This window comes from Candidatus Pelagibacter communis (assembly GCF_001180165.1).
Lineage (GTDB): Bacteria > Pseudomonadota > Alphaproteobacteria > Pelagibacterales > Pelagibacteraceae > Pelagibacter > Pelagibacter ubique_P.
Map to the genome: position 1 here is coordinate 17,693 of NZ_CVSQ01000051.1, position 18,079 is coordinate 35,771.

Annotated in this window: 17 protein-coding genes and 2 tRNA genes; 14 read left to right on the plus strand and 5 right to left on the minus strand. The window is 28.9% G+C overall.

Features of this window, described 5'->3' with window-relative positions; translation table 11 throughout:
- Positions 1-5: 5 nt before the first annotated feature.
- Genes tatB through secF form a run of 6 tightly spaced genes read left to right on the plus strand, consistent with a single transcriptional unit; the run spans position 6 to position 5,046 of the window.
- Entirely contained in the window at positions 6-227 is a 222-nt protein-coding gene (gene tatB / locus AMN88_RS02570) for a Sec-independent protein translocase protein TatB (RefSeq protein WP_075536282.1), read from the plus strand.
- Entirely contained in the window at positions 217-987 is a 771-nt protein-coding gene (gene tatC, locus AMN88_RS02575; protein ID WP_023853828.1) for a twin-arginine translocase subunit TatC, read from the plus strand. The genes tatB and tatC overlap by 11 nt, the downstream gene beginning before the upstream one ends.
- On the plus strand, positions 980-2,239 hold the full coding sequence (gene serS, locus AMN88_RS02580) for a serine--tRNA ligase (RefSeq protein ID WP_075536283.1): 1,260 nt from the start codon (positions 980-982) through the stop codon (positions 2,237-2,239). Before tatC ends, serS begins: the two co-directional genes overlap by 8 nt.
- A 55-nt stretch (positions 2,240-2,294) precedes the next feature.
- Positions 2,295-2,588, plus strand: a complete 294-nt coding sequence (gene yajC, locus AMN88_RS02585; RefSeq protein ID WP_023853826.1) for a preprotein translocase subunit YajC — start codon at positions 2,295-2,297, stop codon at positions 2,586-2,588.
- A 14-nt stretch (positions 2,589-2,602) separates the two neighbouring features.
- Entirely contained in the window at positions 2,603-4,156 is a 1,554-nt protein-coding gene (secD, locus tag AMN88_RS02590) for a protein translocase subunit SecD (protein WP_075536284.1), read from the plus strand.
- A complete protein-coding gene (gene secF, locus AMN88_RS02595) occupies positions 4,156-5,046 on the plus strand; it encodes a protein translocase subunit SecF (RefSeq protein WP_075536285.1) in 891 nt (296 codons plus the stop codon). Before secD ends, secF begins: the two co-directional genes overlap by 1 nt.
- 1 nt (position 5,047) lies before the next feature.
- On the opposite strand, the gene AMN88_RS02600 is transcribed toward secF, so the two are convergent.
- Positions 5,048-5,650: a urate hydroxylase PuuD gene (locus tag AMN88_RS02600; RefSeq protein WP_075536286.1), complete on the minus strand. Its 603-nt coding sequence runs from the start codon at positions 5,648-5,650 to the stop codon at positions 5,048-5,050.
- Between the two features lie 50 nt (positions 5,651-5,700).
- Positions 5,701-8,553, minus strand: coding sequence for an excinuclease ABC subunit UvrA (gene uvrA, locus AMN88_RS02605; protein ID WP_075536287.1), 2,853 nt, complete (start codon positions 8,551-8,553; stop codon positions 5,701-5,703).
- A gap of 88 nt (positions 8,554-8,641) precedes the next feature.
- Here uvrA and ssb point away from each other — a divergent pair, with 88 nt between their 5' ends.
- From ssb to AMN88_RS02635, 6 genes are all read left to right on the plus strand, one after another.
- Positions 8,642-9,091: a single-stranded DNA-binding protein gene (gene ssb / locus AMN88_RS02610; protein WP_075536288.1), complete on the plus strand. Its 450-nt coding sequence runs from the start codon at positions 8,642-8,644 to the stop codon at positions 9,089-9,091.
- Positions 9,092-9,096: 5 nt separating this feature from the next.
- Positions 9,097-11,676, plus strand: coding sequence for a DNA gyrase subunit A (gene gyrA, locus AMN88_RS02615; RefSeq protein WP_075536289.1), 2,580 nt, complete (start codon positions 9,097-9,099; stop codon positions 11,674-11,676).
- Positions 11,676-12,170 (plus strand): pantetheine-phosphate adenylyltransferase, encoded by a 495-nt coding sequence (gene coaD, locus AMN88_RS02620; protein ID WP_072090582.1) that lies wholly within the window; start codon positions 11,676-11,678, stop codon positions 12,168-12,170. Before gyrA ends, coaD begins: the two co-directional genes overlap by 1 nt.
- Positions 12,163-12,723, plus strand: coding sequence for a peptidylprolyl isomerase (locus AMN88_RS02625; RefSeq protein ID WP_075536290.1), 561 nt, complete (start codon positions 12,163-12,165; stop codon positions 12,721-12,723). The genes coaD and AMN88_RS02625 overlap by 8 nt, the downstream gene beginning before the upstream one ends.
- An 8-nt stretch (positions 12,724-12,731) precedes the next feature.
- Complete coding sequence (tgt, locus tag AMN88_RS02630; protein ID WP_075536291.1) at positions 12,732-13,844, plus strand: tRNA guanosine(34) transglycosylase Tgt; 1,113 nt, start codon at positions 12,732-12,734, stop codon at positions 13,842-13,844.
- 155 nt (positions 13,845-13,999) lie between these two features.
- A tRNA-Lys gene (locus AMN88_RS02635) sits at positions 14,000-14,075 on the plus strand.
- Positions 14,076-14,086: 11 nt separating this feature from the next.
- On the opposite strand, the gene AMN88_RS02640 is transcribed toward AMN88_RS02635, so the two are convergent.
- Positions 14,087-14,914, minus strand: a complete 828-nt coding sequence (locus tag AMN88_RS02640) for a M48 family metallopeptidase (protein ID WP_075536292.1) — start codon at positions 14,912-14,914, stop codon at positions 14,087-14,089.
- 117 nt (positions 14,915-15,031) lie between these two features.
- Between AMN88_RS02640 and AMN88_RS02645 the strand changes: the two genes are divergently transcribed.
- A complete protein-coding gene (locus AMN88_RS02645) occupies positions 15,032-15,649 on the plus strand; it encodes a DUF502 domain-containing protein (RefSeq protein WP_075536293.1) in 618 nt (205 codons plus the stop codon).
- Here AMN88_RS02645 and recG read toward each other — a convergent pair.
- A complete protein-coding gene (gene recG, locus AMN88_RS02650; RefSeq protein ID WP_075536294.1) occupies positions 15,646-17,697 on the minus strand; it encodes an ATP-dependent DNA helicase RecG in 2,052 nt (683 codons plus the stop codon). The genes AMN88_RS02645 and recG overlap by 4 nt on opposite strands.
- 25 nt (positions 17,698-17,722) lie before the next feature.
- Here recG and AMN88_RS02655 point away from each other — a divergent pair, with 25 nt between their 5' ends.
- Positions 17,723-17,986 carry a succinate dehydrogenase assembly factor 2 gene (locus tag AMN88_RS02655; RefSeq protein ID WP_256997783.1) on the plus strand — a complete coding sequence of 88 codons (264 nt, stop codon included), beginning with the start codon at positions 17,723-17,725 and terminating at the stop codon, positions 17,984-17,986.
- Here AMN88_RS02655 and AMN88_RS02660 read toward each other — a convergent pair.
- Positions 17,987-18,076, minus strand: a tRNA-Ser gene (locus AMN88_RS02660). It abuts the gene before it with no gap.
- Positions 18,077-18,079 lie beyond the last annotated feature (3 nt).

Here is an 18,079-nt window from a genome sequence, read left to right on the forward strand (position 1 = left end):
ATCACATGCCTACTATTGGTTGGTTTGAGATATTAATTGTAGTTGGTATTGCAATTGTAGTTCTTGGCCCAAAAGATTTTCCAATCATGTTAAAGAAAGCAGGTTCTTGGATAGGGACTGCAAAAAGATATGTGAACAACATTCAAAATGAGGTTTCTAATTTAGAAATTGATGAAGAAAAAATTGATAATGAAATAAAAAAAGAAACTAAAAAAGATGAGCAATGAAGAAAATGAAGGTGGATTTGTCAGCCATCTAACAGAACTAAGAAAAAGATTAATACATAGTTTTATATTTCTAATAATCTTTTTTGTTATTTGTTATATATTTGCAGAACATATCTACGGTTTTTTAGTTGATCCATTTGCTCAAGCGGTAAAAGATGATGGGTCTGATAGAAGACTTATTTTTACGGCCTTACAGGAAACTTTTTTAACGTATATTAAAGTATCCTTTTTCACAGCTTTTTTTGTGACCTGTCCATTTATTCTAATGCAAATATGGAAATTTATTGCACCGGGATTATATAAACATGAAAAAGTTGCTATACTTCCATATCTTATCTTAACACCAATTCTTTTCTTTTTGGGAGGTATGCTAGTTTATTATTTGATAATGCCTCTAGCTATTAAATTCTTTTTATCATTTGAAAGTACAGGGATGTCTACAAGTTTACCAATTCAATTAGAAGCCAAAGTAAATGAATACTTGTCACTTGTTATGAAGTTAATTTTTGCATTTGGAATAAGTTTTCAACTACCTATAGTCTTAAGTTTGTTAGCAAGAATAGGTGTTGTTGACAGTCAATTTCTAAAAGAAAGAAGAAAGTATGTGGTAGTAATTATATTTGCTGCAGCTGCATTACTTACACCGCCAGATCCAATTACTCAAATAGGTTTAGCAATTCCATTATTAATTTTATATGAATTATCAATATTTTCAGTAAAATTTATAGAAAACAAAAATTTAGAAAAGACTGATGCATAATTTAAAAGAAATTAGAAAAGATTATTCAAAATTTGAAAAAAATCTTGAAAAACGTTCAGTTAAAATTGATTTTAATAATTTAAAAAAGCTTGATGAGTTAAATAGAGATTTAATTCAAAAGAAAGAAAATTTAGAAAAAGAAAAAAAAGAAATTTCAAAATCTAAAGATGAAAGTTTATTTAAAAAATCTAAAGAAATCTCTACTGAATTAGAAAAGATCGCTGAGCAACAAAAAAATACTAAAACTGAATTAGATAACATTTTATCAAGTATACCCAACATCCCTCATCAGGATGTTCCAAATGGAAAAGATGAAAATGACAATGTGGAAGTTTTAAAAGCAGGTAAAGTTCCTGAATTTGATTTTAAACCCAAATCTCATTACGAACTTGGAGAAAATTTAGGTATGCTTGATTTTGATCTTGCAACTAAAACAACTGGATCAAGATTTGTATTTGTTAAAAAAGAGTTAGCATTACTAGAACGAGCTTTATCTAACTTTATGCTAGATACTCATATTGTTCAAAATGGCTATCAAGAGATTTCACCTCCATTGATAGCTTCTGACAATACAATGTATGGAACTGGCCAATTACCAAAATTTGAAAATGATCAATTTGAAATAAAATTTGATGAAGGATCTGATAGAAAATTTTTAATTCCAACCGCTGAAGTAATTTTAACAAACATTGTTAAAGATAAAATTGTTGACCAAAAAGATTTACCAATGAGATTTGTTGCCTCAACACCTTGTTTTAGAAAAGAAGCCGGCAGTTATGGAAAAGATACCAAAGGAATGATTAGACAACACCAATTTTATAAAGTTGAGATGGTTAGTATTGTAGAAAAAGAAAATTGCTTAGAAGAATTAGAGCGAATGACAAACTGCGCAACAGATATTCTTGATAAGCTAGAGTTACCTTATAGAAAAGTAATTTTATGTTCAGGTGATATGGGTTTTAGTGCAGAAAAAACTTATGATATTGAAGTGTGGTTACCATCAGAAAACAAGTATCGTGAAATATCATCATGCTCATCTTGTTCAACATTTCAGGCACAAAGAATGAAATCAAGATATAAAAATAAAAACAAGGAAACTGTTTTTGTTGGAACATTAAATGGAAGTGGTTTAGCTGTAGGTAGAACTTTAATTGCTGTATTAGAAAACTATCAACAAAAAGATGGTTCGATTATTGTTCCTAAGGTACTGCGACCGTATATGAATAATTTGGAATTGATTTCAGCTAAATAAAGTTGTTTTAATTACACAGATAGTATAAGTATTCACATAATTTATAAGGAGATTTATGGAAGGCTCAGGAATAGGACAATTTATACCGTTAATTTTAATTTTTGTTATTTTTTATTTTTTCTTAATCAGACCACAGCAAAAAAAAGTTAAAGAGCACAAAGCAATGGTTGAAAGCCTTAAGCGAGGTGACAAGGTTGTTACTTCTGGTGGAATTACAGGTACTGTGGAGAGACTTATAGACAATGATAAAGTTGAAGTAGAAATTGCTGAAAACGTTAAAGTTGAGATAGTTAAATCAACTGGTATTCAAAGTCTTGTTAATACCAATACACAAGAAGTTAAAAAATAATTATTTTTAGTTAAGTGCTTTATTTCTCTAAGTTAAGAATTTTATTTATAACTCTTTTTTCAGTTTTATTTATTTTAATTGCTTCATCAAATCTTTTTAAATTTGATGATGATTTTTTTGATAAAAAAATTAATCTAGGATTAGACCTTCAAGGTGGATCATATCTATTACTTGAAATTGATAACGAACCTGTAATTGAACAAAAATTACAAAACCTAACAACAACAATTAGAAATTATTTCAAAGAAAAAAATATTAAAATCAATAATATTAAAATAGATAATCAGAACATTTTTTTTAATGTAACAAATAATGATAAGCAATCTGTCTTAGATGTTTTTCAGGACGAAAATAGTGATCTTAACCCTTATTACCCAAGATTTAAATCACATCAGTTAGAAATTGAGGATACAGGGTTAAATTTTAAAGTTAATTTTTCAAGACAAGGCTTAATTAAACTTAAAACTTCTTCTCAAGATCAAGCTATAGAAATTGTTAGAAGGAGGGTAGATGAGGTTGGAACTAATGAACCCAACATACTTAAAAGAGGAAATAACAGAATTTTAGTAGAGCTTCCTGGATTAGATGATCCAATGAGAATAAAATCATTACTTGGGAAAACTGCAAACCTTACTTTTCGTTTTGTAACAAATGATGAAAATGATCGTTTTGGAGTTGAGAAGTTAAAATTTGAAAATGGCCTAGAAGAAGCCACAGTTAGTAAAAGAATTATAATCAGTGGTGAAAACTTACTTGATGCTCAACCAAAAATGGACACTCAAGCTAACCAAACAATTGTTTCATTTACTTTAGATAGAGTAGGTGCAAAAAGGTTTGGTAAGGCGACATCAACCGGTATTGGAAAGCAATTAGCAATTGTTTTAGATGGTAAAATTATTAGTGCACCTGTAGTAAGAGACACTATTGCAAGTGGATCTGGTCAGATAAGTGGTGGCTTTACTTTTCAAACAGCAACTGATCTAGCTTTATTATTAAGATCAGGAGCATTGCCAGCACCATTAGAAATAATTGAAGAAAGAACGGTTGGACCTGATCTTGGACAAGACTCAATTAATGCAGGAATGATTGCTTTGGCAATAGGTTTTATGTTGGTCATAATTTTTATGTTCGTAAAATATAAAATTTTCGGATTAATTACCAATGTAACACTAATAATTAATTTGTTTATTCTTTTAGGTGTTTTAACTTTATTTGAGGCTACTTTAACATTGCCTGGTATTGCAGGTATTATTCTAACAGTAGGTATGGCTGTTGATGCAAATGTTTTGATTTTTGAGAGGATTAAAGAAGAGCTAAAAGATGAGACTAATAATATTTTGGCTTTTGATGGTGGTTATACAAAGTCAAGAACAGCAATTTTAGATGCCAATATTACCACATTATTAGCAGCAATTATTTTGTTTTTCATGGGTTCAGGTCCAGTGAAAGGTTTTGCTGTAACCTTAGGAGTTGGAATATTTACAACATTATTTTCAGTCTATTTCATAGCAAGATTGTTTACTAGTATTTATGTATCAAGAAATAAAGATAAGGAAAAATTAATCTAATGATTGCTTTTAATAAATTTTATAATCACTTTAATTTACTTTCATCAGTTTTAATTGTTGTTTCATTACTACTGTTAATATTTAAAGGGCTTAATTTTGGTATAGATTTTAAAGGTGGTACTTTAATTGAATTAAGAGCTTCAGATTCTAAAATAAATGTAAGTTCATTAAGAGATAGATTTAATCAAATGGATTTAGGAGATGTTTCAGTCAAAAAATTTGGAAATGATACTGATTTTTTAGTAAAATTTGAGAATAAAGACAATAATAAGAACATCATTGAAGAAATTAAAGTTAATTTGGATAAATCATTTGGAAACAATTATGATTTTAGAAGAGTTGAAAATGTTGGTCCAAAAGTTAGTGCCGAATTATTAAAATCAGGAGTTATAGCAATATCTTTGTCTTTAGCATTAATGCTGATTTACATTTGGATTAGATTTGAATGGCAGTTTAGCCTAGGTGCAATTTTAGCTTTGTTCCATGACGTAATTGTAACTCTAGGAGTTTTTTCTCTATTTAGTTTAGAAATTAATTTATCAATTATAGCTGCGGTGTTAACAATAGTTGGATATTCAATGAATGATACAGTAGTTATTTTTGACCGTGTGCGGGAAAATTTAAGAAAATATTCAGATATAAAAATTTTTGAATTAACTAATATTTCAATCAATGAAACTTTATCAAGAACTATAATTACATCTGCAACTACTTTACTTGCCTTATTAGCAATTTATTTTTTTGGTGGAGAAATATTAAAAGGATTTTCATTAGCAATGATACTTGGTGTTGTTTTTGGAACTTATTCTTCTATTTATATTGCCAACACTGTTTTAGTTAGACTAAGAGTTTCACAAAAAACTGTTCTTAGAGAAGACGATCAAAAATAAATTAAAATATATTTTGTGCAGCTACCATTGAAAGTAGCATAGGTAAAGATAACAAAGTATTTGTTCTTGAGAATAGCATTGCAGTTTTAGCTGATTTAGCTTTTGTATCTGGATCACTCTCAACTATTCCTAAAGCCCTTTTTTGATTTGGCCAAATTACGAACCACACATTAAATGCCATTATAATTCCTAACCACATTCCAATTCCAATTGCAGTATGTTTTGGAACACCTGAACCAATGCTTAAAGTCATTGCATCATGAAGATATCCATTAAGAAGAGCAAGAATTAAACCTGAAAGAACAGTTAATGCAGCAGCCCACCTAAAGTAAAATAATGCAGCTGGTGCTATTACTTTACCAATAGCTGGTTTTTGTTCATCTGGAATTTTTCCCATATTTGGAATTTGAACAAAATTGAAATACCAAAGTAATCCAATCCACATAATTGCAACAATTACATGTATGTATCTAAATAACCAGCTCCAGAATAGTGTATCAAAAGTAATTCCGTCGTTTAAATAAAATAATCCTAAAAACAAAATAATTGCTAACGCAAGTGATGCGTGGACTGTTTTTGATAACGATGACAATAAACTGCTCATGATTCTCAATAACTATACACTAATTTTTGAATATTTTTAAGTTGTTAAATTTAAGCTAAAAGAGGTTTTAAAAATTGACCAGTATAACTTTCCTTAACTTTACATACTTCTTCAGGTTTTCCTTCGGCGACAATATTACCACCCTTTACACCACCTTCAGGTCCCATATCTACAATGTAGTCGGCTGTTTTAATAACATCTAGATTATGTTCAATGACAACTACTGTATTCCCAAGTTTTACAAATGTATGAAGTATTTCTAAAAGTTTTTTAATATCATGTTGATGTAAACCTGTAGTTGGTTCATCCAATATATACATTGTTCTTCCTGTTGATCTTTTTGATAGTTCTTTTGCGAGCTTAATTCGTTGTGCTTCACCTCCAGATAGCGTAGTTGCTTGCTGACCGATTTTTATATAACCCAATCCAACTTTTTTAAGAGTTAATAGTTTTGTTTTTATATTAGATATATTCTCAAAATACTCACATCCTTCATCAACTGACATATCTAAAACATCAGCAATACTTTTTCCTTTAAATTTAATTTCTAAAGTTTCTCTATTGTACCTGGTACCCTTGCATTCATCGCACTGTATATAAACATCGGGTAAGAAATGCATTTCATATGTGATTACACCATCACCCTCACAAGCTTCACATCTACCTCCTTTAACATTGAAAGAAAATCTTCCTGGTTTATACCCTCTTGTTTTGGACTCTGGCAGGCTTGTAAACCAATCTCTAATAGGCCCAAAGGCACCTGTATATGTTGCTGGATTTGATCTTGGCGTTCTACCAATAGGAGATTGATCAATATCAATTATTTTATCTATCAATTCTACACCCTTATAACCTTTAAATGATTTAGGTGCTTTTCTTGCTTTATTATTTAAAGTTAAATTTAAAGCATGAAAGAGTGTTTGTAATATTAAAGTAGACTTACCACTACCCGATACACCAGTAACACAGGTAAAAGTACCAGTTGGAATTTTAAGATTTACATTATTTAAATTATTTCCACTTGCACCATTGATCTCTACAAATCTTCCATTTTTAGCTAAACGTCGTGATTTTGGAATTTCAATTGTTTTTTTATTAGCAAGATACTGTCCAGTAATACTATTTTTATCTTTTTTAATTTCTTCATATGATCCTTGCGCTGTTATCTCACCACCATTACTTCCGGCTTCAGGACCAAGATCAATAATATGATCTGCATTTTCCATTGTCTCGGTATCATGCTCAACAACAATGACTGTATTGCCAAGATCTCGCAATCTTTTTAAAGCATTAATAAGCTTAACATTATCTTTTTGATGTAATCCAATTGACGGTTCATCCAAAACATATAAAACACCTGTTAAACCAGATCCGATTTGTGAAGCTAATCTTATTCTTTGCGCTTCACCACCTGATAATGTTCCAGATTCTCTAGATAATGTTAAATAATCTAAACCAACGTTTAAAAGAAAATTTAATCTTTCATTTATTTCTTTTAAAACATGTTCAGCAATTTTGAATTGTCTTTTATCAAGATTATTTTCTAAATTTTTAAACCATTCTGCTGCATCTAAAATAGATTTTTTTGTTACTTCACTAATATTAAGATCATTGATTTTAACACATAATGCCTCTTCTTTTAATCTGTCACCATTACACGCTTCACATGCTGTATCAGATTGATATTCAGCAATAGCTTCTCTTTTCCATTCACTATCAGATTCTAAAAATCTCCTTTCAAGATTATTAATTACACCTTCAAAAGTTTTTTTATAAGAATATTTCTCGTAACCATCATCATAATTAAATTTGATTTCATCTTCATCAGAACCATAAAGAATAATATCTTTGATTTTTTTGGGTAATTTTTTCCATTTTTCATCTAAAGAAAAACCATAATGTTTTGCTAAAGATGCTAAGGTTTGAGCGTAATATAATGTGGTTGATTTTGACCATGGTTCAATTGCTCCATCTGCTAAACTTTTTCTTTCATCAGGAACAACTAAATTTGGATCAACATTTAATTTCATTCCAATTCCTTCACACTCTTCACAAGCTCCATAGGGGCTGTTAAATGAAAAAAGTCTTGGCTCAATTTCCTCAATTGTAAAGCCACTCTCAGGGCAAGCAAATTTGGTAGAGTAAATTAATTTTTCAATTTTTCTAAATTTTTGAGGAAGCGTCTCATCTTCATATTCAACAAATACTAAACCGTTTGCTAAATTTACAGCTGTTTCAATACTTTCAGCCAACCTATTACCAAGTTTTGAATTTAAAACTATTCTATCGACTAAGACTGAAATATCGTGTTTAAGTTTTTTATCTAGATTGGGTGATTTTTCTATATCATATAAAACATTATCAATTTTAATTTTTCTAAAACCTCTTCTTTTGTAACTTAAAATGTCTTTTTTATATTCACCCTTACGACCTCTTACTACTGGAGCGTAAATATAAATTGTTGATTTTTTTGGTAATTTTTTAACCAAATCTACTATCTGTGTAATTGTTTGAGAGGTTATTGGTTTACCTGTAAATGGTGAGTAGGGGATTCCTGCTCTTGCATATAACACCCTCATGTAATCATAAATCTCTGTTACAGTTGCAACAGTAGATCTTGGATTTTTTGATGTATTTTTTTGTTCTATTGCAATAGCTGGACTTAATCCTTCAATTAAATCAACATTTGGTTTTTTCATTTTATCTAAAAATTGACGTGCATAGGCAGATAAACTCTCTACATACCTTCTTTGACCTTCTGCGTAGATAGTATCAAAAGCTAAAGATGATTTTCCTGATCCTGATAGACCCGTTATGACCACAAATTTGTCTTTTGGAATCTCTACAGTAACATTCTTCAAATTATGTTCTTTAGCGCCCTTAATAACTATCTTTTTCATCATAATTTTAGTTGCTTTGAGTTAATAAAATTAATATTCAGAAGAATTGTGATATAATTCTAATTAACTAATTTAACAAATATTAAATATTATGGCTGGAAGTTTAAATAAAGTATTATTAATTGGTCGTTTGGGCGCAGATCCTGAAATTAAGCAAATGGTAAATGGTAAAAGTGTTGCCAGATTAAGCCTTGCAACAAGTCAATCTTGGAAAGACAAAAACACAGGTGAAAGAAAAGAGAAAACAGAGTGGCACCGTGTAGTTGTATTTAACGAAGGTTTAGTAAATGTTGTTCAACAATATTTAAAAAAAGGTGCTCAAGTTTATGTTGAAGGACAACTTACGACAAGAAAATGGAAAGATGAACAATCGGGACAAGACAAATACTCAACAGAAATAGTCATACAAGGATATAATTCTTCACTAACAATGTTGGGAGGAGGAAATTCTGGTGGTGGAATTCAAAATGACACAACTCAACAAAATAATATTGAGGATTCTTCACAAGTGTCAGATATGGACGATGAAATTCCATTTTAGTTTCTATGAAAAATACTGAAGAGTTTAAAGATAAAAATATAAAATTAATCTCAATGCATGATGAGATGAGCTCATCATATCTTTCTTATGCAATGAGCGTAATTGTAAGTCGTGCTCTTCCTGATGTTAGAGATGGATTAAAACCAGTTCATAGAAGAATTTTATATGCAATGTACAAAGGCGGATATGATTGGTCTAAACAATTTAGAAAATCTGCAAGAATAGTTGGAGATGTTATTGGTAAATATCACCCGCATGGTGATCAATCTGTTTATGATGCTTTAGTAAGAATGGTACAGGATTTCTCCATGAGTTTACCGTTAATTCAAGGCCAAGGAAATTTTGGTTCTATTGATGGTGATCCAGCTGCAGCAATGAGATATACGGAAACTCGCTTGTCAAAAGTTTCTCAATATTTAATCGATGATATTGAAAAAAATACAATTACTTTCAAAAGCAATTATGATGAAACTGAGAAAGAACCTAGTGTTTTACCAGCACAGTTTCCAAATTTATTAGTAAATGGAGCTGGCGGTATCGCTGTTGGTATGGCAACAAGTATACCTCCACATAATTTAGGTGAAATTATAGATGGCACCTTAGCCTTAATAGATAACAAAGATATTAAAATTAAAGAATTAATGAAACATATACCCGGTCCAGATTTTCCAACAGGTGGTGTAATTATAGGTAAAGATATAATTAAACAAGGATATAACAATGGTAGAGGGTCCTTTAAGATAAGGGGTGAAATTTCAATTGAGCAACAAAAAAACGGACGTGAAAGACTTGTAATAACTTCTATACCTTATCAAGTTAACAAATCCGTTTTAAACGAAAGGATTGCTCAATTAGTAAGAGAAAAAAAGATTGAAGGAATAAGAGATATTAGAGACGAGTCGAACAGAGAAGGTATTAGAGTAGCAATAGATTTAAGAAACGGTGTAGAACCAGAAACCATAAAAAGACAATTATATAAAAATACTCAAATTGAAAGTTCTTTTGGATTTAATACTTTAGCGATTGTTGAAGGAAAACCTCAAACTTGCACACTAAAAGATTTTTTATCTAATTTTTTAACTTTTAGAGAAGATGTGGTTATTAAGAAAACTAAATTTGATCTTCAAAAAGCTGAGGAACGTGCTCATATATTAATTGGATTATCTGTCTCAGTTGAAAATTTAGATAAAATAATAAAAATTATTCGATCATCTAAAACACCCGATGATGCTAAAATATCAATTTTAAAAACTAAATGGAAAATAAACAAATCTCAAAAATTAATTTCTTTAGTTGAGGGAAAAAAAGGTAAAAACCTATATTCTTTATCTGAACCACAAGTTTTAGCTATTTTAGAATTAAGACTTCAAAAATTAACTGCATTAGGGATAAATGAAATCGAAGTTGAAATTAAAAAATTAGCTGAACTAATCACTAAATATAAAAAGATTATTTCATCAAAAAAAGAACTTTTAAAAGTAATCAGTGAAGAGTTAAAAAATATTAAAGAGAAATTTGCTATACCAAGAAGAACTAAAATTATAGATGCTGTTTTAAATTACGATATTGAAGAAACAATCCAAAAACAATCAGTAATAATTACAGTTACCTTACAAGGATACATAAAAAGAGGTTCTTTAGATGGAGTAAAAAAACAAAAAAGAGGTGGTAAGGGAAAATCAGGCATAACAACTAGAGATCAAGACTCTGTAGTTCAAACATTATCCGTAAATACTCATACTTCAGTACTCTTCTTTTCTACCGAGGGTTTAGTTTACAAGATCAAAGCATGGAAAATCCCAGAAGGTTCATCGTCATCTAAAGGTAAGTCTTTATTTAATATTTTACCTTTAAAGAGTCACCAAGCAATAAGCTCAATTATGCCAATGCCAGAAGAGGAGACAGACCTAAAAAATTATCAAATAATTTTTGCTACTGCTCAAGGCAAAGTAAGAAAAAATAGTTTAGAGGATTTTTCATCGATTAATGCATCTGGAAAAATTGCGATGAAATTAGATAATAATGATAAAATTGTCGGTGTAAAAATTTGTAAAGATGATCAAGATGTAATTTTAAGCACAAAATTTGGGAAATGTATTAGATTTGAAGCTAAGAAACTAAGAGTTTTTAAAGGTAGATCTTCTAAAGGAATTAAAGGTATAGAGTTAGCACCTAATGATCAAATTGTATCTTTATCAGTTATCGATAATAATAAAATTAATAAAAATGGAAAAAAATCAAAAGATGAAAAATCTGAATTAAAAGCAAGAGAAAAATTTGTTTTATCAATAAGTGAGAATGGTTATGGTAAGAAAACCTCACATACAGATTACAGAGTTACTAACAGAGGTGGAAAAGGTATCATAGGAATAGTAAATTCACCAAGAAATGGAAATATTACCTCATCCTTTCCTGTTTTTGAAGGTGATGAAATTTTAATATCTACCAATAAAGGTAGAGTTATAAGAGTTGCTGTTAAAGAAATTAGAACAGCGGGTAGAAATACTCAAGGAGTTAGAATAATTAAGTTATCAGGAGAAGAAAAAGTTGTTTCAGCTATTAAAATTGATGATAATTTAATTTAATGAGTAAAATTGCAATTTATCCTGGAACATTTGATCCAATCACTTTTGGACATATAGATGTAATAAAAAAATCATTAAAATTGTTTGATAAAATAGTAGTAGGTGTTTCAGACGAAAGTAACAAAAATTATTTATTTAGTTCTGAGGAAAGAATAGAAATAGTAAATAAAGCCTTATTTAAAGATCTAAAATTAAATAGAAAAAAAATAAAAGTAGTATCATTTGGCTCTTTAACCACTGATTTATGTAAAAAATATAAATCAAACATTATTCTAAGAGGATTAAGAGCTGTATCTGATTTTGAATATGAATTTCAGTTAGCTGGTATGAATAGAAAATTGAACCAAAACATAGAAACAATTTTTTTAATGTCTGATGTAGAAAATCAAATAATCTCATCAAGATTTGTTAAGGAGATAGTTAAATTAAAAGGTGATATAAAAAAATTTACTACAAAAAGTACAATTAAATCTTTAAAAGAGAAATATGAATAAAATTTTTATTAAAATACTTGTTTTGTTTTTTTTAATTACCAATCAATCAATAGCTGAGGAGAATATAATGATATTAAAATTAAAAGATGGTGACGTTAAAATTGAATTGTTTGAAGATGTTGCGCCAAATCATGTTAAAAGAATTAAGGAATTAGCAAATAGTGGTAAATACGATAACGTTGTTTTCCACAGAGTTATAGATGGATTTATGGCTCAAACAGGGGATGTTAAATTTGGAAATTCAGAATCAAAAGATTTTGATCTTAGAAGAGCTGGAATGGGTGGATCAGATTTTCCTGACTTAGAGCAAGAATTCAATAGTCTACCACATGATAGAGGAACTTTATCAATGGCTAGATCTCAAGATCCAAATAGTGCAAATAGTCAATTTTTTATTTGTTTTCAGCCAGCTCCTTTTTTAGATCGTCAATATACAGTTTTTGGAAAAGTGATAGAGGGAATGGAATTTGTTGATAAAATAAAAAGAGGTGATCAAAACAATAATGGTGCTGTAACTGATCCAGATAAGATTATTAGTTTTAAATCTCAATAAATTTTTTAATGGCATTAAAAAAATTTGCCTTTAACGTTTTAAAAAAAGACAAATTTGCTAGGTGTGGTTTAATTGAGACGCATCGTGGTAATATACAAACTCCAGCTTTTATGCCTGTAGGAACTCAGGCAACTGTAAAAGCTTGCACAATAGACGATATTAAAAAAACAGGTTCAGAAATAATACTTTCAAATACTTATCATTTAATGATACGACCAGGTGTTGAAAGAATAGAGTCTGCTGGTGGACTTCATAATTTTATGAATTGTGATTTACCTATCTTAACTGACTCTGGCGGTTTTCAAGTAATGTCTCTTTCAAAATTAAATAAAATTGATAGGGAGAAGGGTGCAATATTTAACTCTCATGTTGACGGTAAGAAATTTTATTTAAGTCCTGAGGAGAGCATCAGAATACAGTTAGGATTAAATTCAGACATAGTAATGATTATGGACGAGTGTCCAAAAAAAACTAATGATTATGACGTTATTCAAAAATCTATGAATCTTTCACTTTATTGGGCCGAAAGATCTAAAGTAGCTTTTGGGAGCAATCCTCATAAAGCTTTATTTGGAATTGTTCAAGGAGGTCTATTTAAAGATTTAAGACTCAAATCACTTGAAGAGTTAGTTAAAATTGGTTTTGATGGTTATGCTATTGGAGGATTAGCAGTTGGAGAGACACAAAATGAAATGTTTAATGTTTTAGATAATATAAAAGAATATTTACCTATAGAAAAACCTCACTATTTAATGGGTGTTGGAACACCATCAGATATTTTAGGTGCTGTTAAAAGAGGTATAGATATGTTTGATTGTGTGTTACCTACCAGATCAGGAAGAACAGGTTTAGCATTTACATGGGATGGAAGGGTAAATATTAAAAATAATAAGTATCAAAATGATAATACTCCACTTGATCCTAGTTGTGAAAATCTTAACTTAAACAAATATTCAAAAAATTACTTAAATCATTTATTTAATACTAATGAAATATTAGCTTCAATGTTATTGACGCTTCATAATATTAATTTTTATCAAGAATTAATGTCTGAGATTAGAAAAAATATTAATTCTGGTACATTTGATGATTTTCATAATAAATACATTGATAAGTTGTAGATAGTTTAACTGTGCCATTTTGTATGAATAATCATATCAAATTCCTTAATTTAACAACCTTAATTGATCAAAACTTTTAAATTCAACGAATTGAAAAATAAAAATTTATCTGTATACACACATTATTCATTTTAAAAAAAATGAATCAATTTTGTGGGCCGTTAGCTCAGTTGGTAGAGCAATTCCCTTTTAAGGAATGGGTCGATGGTTCGAGTCCATCACGGCTCACCATTAATTTTGATTTAGGTCAAATTTATTGGTGGATAATCCAATATTACCTCGTTCATCCATTCATTTAATTGTTTAATTCGTGTATCAGAAGAAGGATGGGTACTCATAAATTCTGGTGGTTCTTTACCTTTATTTGCTTCTTTCATTCTTTCCCAGATTTTTACTGTTTCTCTAATATCATAACCAGATAAAGAAGAGAAAATCATACCAAGATAATCAGCTTCACTCTCTTGCTTTCTGTTAAAAGGATTCATTATTCCTAGTTGAGCTAATAATCCAACTGTATCCATTCCGGTAGTTCTATTTATATCAGATAATACACCACCACTTGCGATATCTATAATTCTTGCTCCAGTATTTAATAAAACACCTCTACTTGCTCTTTCAACAGAATGTTTTGCTACAGCATGAGCAACCTCATGACCCATTATTGCTGCTAAACCATTTTTATTTTTTGTTACATCAAGTATGCCTGTATAAACAGCGATTTTACCACCAGGCATACACCATGCATTTCTAACTTTTTTATTATCAATTAAAATATATTCCCAATCAAAATTTGCCGTTGGATCATTTAAATTTGCTCTAAAAAAATATTCACTGATCGAATCTTCCATTCTTTTTCCAATTTCTTTAATCTCATTCAAGGTTTTTGTGTCATCACTCATCTTTTCTTTTTGTTTAACTTTTTCGTAAATTTCTGCAGCTTGAGCATTTAATTTTGCCTCAGGTATAATTTTTAATTGTTTTCTGTCAGTTATTGGTGCAGTAGTGCAAGAGTGCAAAAGAAAACTGCCACAACCGCAGCCCACATAAGTCAAAAATTTTCTTCTATCCATAAGTAACTAAAATTGATAATAATAATTTAACATGAATCTTAATAACAAAATTTTAATTGTATTATTTATCATTGCAATTGTTTTTGTTGTCTATGCTAGTTATAGTTAATTGAAAATATGTCGAAAAAAGGGTCAAAAAAATCTTTTTCATTAACCTTGAGAAATTACTTTATTACTGGAGTAGTTGTTTTAATACCAATTGGTTTTACATTATATCTTACAAAAATTTTAATTGGTATCTCCTCAAATTTAATACCAAAAAATATAAATCCTAACAGCTATTTACCTTTCAATATACCTGGTGTTGAAATTGTTATTTCAATTTTACTTATAACTATTGTGGGTGGACTTTCATTGTCATTTTTTGGAAGAAGAATTCTTAAATTAATAGATGATTTGTTCAAAAGAATTCCATTTTTAAGAACAGTTTATTCTGCAATTGTTCAAATGACTGAAACTTTTTCTAAAAAAGATGATGGTAAAAGAAGTGTAGTTTTAATTGAATATCCAAGAAAAGGAGTTTGGGCAGTTGGTTTTGCTACAAAAGAAAATAAAGGCGAGATGGCTCAAAAAACTGGTAAGAATTTAATTAATGTTTTTGTGCCAACAACTCCAAATCCTACTAGTGGTTTTTTACTAATGTTTCCAATAGAAGATGTTATATATTTAAATATGTCTTTTGAGGAAGCATCTAAATTTATAGTTTCAGCAGGAACCTCTACTAAAAAAACTTAAGCAATATCATTAATTATATCAGCTCTATCGTACAGTTTTATCAAAGGTTTGAATTTACTTATATCTTCATTTGATTTTTCTATTCTTCTCATTTCTTTTTCAGCCAATAAAAAAAGATCACTATTCTGAATTGGATCTGCTAACTTAAAATTTTTTACACCACTTTGTTTAAATCCTAAGATATCCCCAAACCCTCGTAATTTCATATCTTCTTCAGATATTAAGAAACCATCATTAGTGTCTTTTAAAATTTTTATTCTTTTTTTTGCGTTTTCGCTTAGATTTGATTTAAACATTAATATGCATGTAGAATCTTTATCTCCACGGCCAACTCTACCTCTTAATTGATGAAGTTGAGACAAACCAAATTTGTTAGCATTTTCAATTATAATTGTATTTGCATTTGGAAAATCTATCCCAACTTCAATAATCGTTGTGGAAACCAAAATCTTAAATTTATTATTTAAAAAATTGTTTAGTATTTGATTTTTTTCATCTACATCAGTTTTTCCATGAAGCAAACAAACTTGATTTGGAAACTTGCTTTCTAAATATTCATACTTTTTTACAGCTGATGAGTGATCTAATTTTTTGGATTCTTCAATTAATGGACAAACCCAAAAAATTTGATTTCCTAAGTTAATTTCTTTTCTTATAAATTTTAAAACATCTTCAATTTTAACCTCTAATTTACTATATGTTTTAATTGGTTTTCTATTTTTAGGTTTTTCTCTAATTATTGAAATATCCATATCACCATAAATTGTCATTGTTAGAGTTCTAGGTATAGGTGTTGCTGTCATTAATAATACGTCACAATTTGATCCGCCTTTGTCCGACAATTTTTTTCTTTGATTCACTCCAAACTTATGTTGTTCATCTATAATTATTAATCCTAATTTTTTGAAAATTACTTTTTTTTGAAAAATAGCGTGTGTACCAAAAATAATATCAATTTTATTATTTTCTAATCTTTGAAGTATTTCTTTTTTTACCTTGTATTCTGATTTTCCAGAAATAAGAGCTATATTTATATTTTTATGAAATAATTTTTTTGCTAGATTAAAATGTTGTCTTGCTAGAATTTCCGTAGGAGCCATAAAAGCAACCTGGAAACCAGAGTTTATAGTATTAATTGCTGCTAAAAGAGACACTATCGTTTTTCCACTCCCAACGTCTCCTTGTAAAAGTCTAAACATTTTATTTGGTGAACTCAAGTCTTTATTTATTTCGTCAAGTGATTTTTGTTGATCATCGGTAAGAGAAAAATCTAATTTATCGATTAAAGAATTTTGTTTATTTACATTAATTATTTTATTTTTTTTCTTAATTCTTTTTATTTTTTTTCTTATTTCTGAATTAACTAGAAATGTTGAAAATATTTCATCAAAAGCAAGTCTTTGATAAAAATTTGATTTATAATTTCCAATATTTTCAGGTTTGTGAAGTTCTTTAATTGAGCTATTCCAACTTATATTTTTAAATTTAGATAAAATACTTTTAGAGTGCCATTCATTAAAAACTGGTAAATTATTGATTATTTGATTTAAAATTTTATTATATATTTTTTCAGAAATACCTTCGGTTAACGAGTATTTATTATGAGTTTGCTTGATTAAAGAAGAATCTTCAGAAACATATTTTGGATTTGTAATTTGGTATTTATTCCTAAAATGACCTATTTTACCACTAACAGTAATTTCTTTTCCTAATGGAAGTATTTTTTTAATATATCCTTCATAACTATTAAAAAAAACACAATCTATTTCACCTGTCTCATCAGTACACAAAACTCTGTTAGGCAATTTCCTTATACGTGGGAAGTTATACTTTTGTGGAATTATAGTTACGGTTTGTATTTCACCAATTTTTAAATCTTTTATTTTTGATGACAAGCTTCTATCTGTATAAGATTTTGGTAGTTTCCATAGTAAATCGAATAAATTATTAATATTTTTCTTCTTTAATAAATTTTTTGTTTTAGTTCCTACACCTTTTAAAGAACTTAAATCTGACAATAAATATTCATAATTTGTTTTATTCTTCATTAACACCTAATATATTCTAATTATTATGATCAACATAGATGAATTAAAAAAAAAAATTATTTATCGATCTAATTATAGAGGTACAAAAGAAATGGATAATCTTTTGGGTGCATTTACAAAAAAATATATAAATAATTTAAATGAAAATGATCTTCTTGATTTAGAAAAATTACTAAATATTGATGACACTAATTTGTATAATTTTTACAATGGTTTTAAAACCGATTTTGAATTTGAAAATAACAATATCAACTTATTATATAAAAACTTTAACTATACACAAAAATGATGGCGGAGAGACTGGGATTCGAACCCAGGAAAGAGTTGCCCCTTTGCCGGTTTTCAAGACCGGTGCTTTCAACCGCTCAGCCATCTCTCCGTG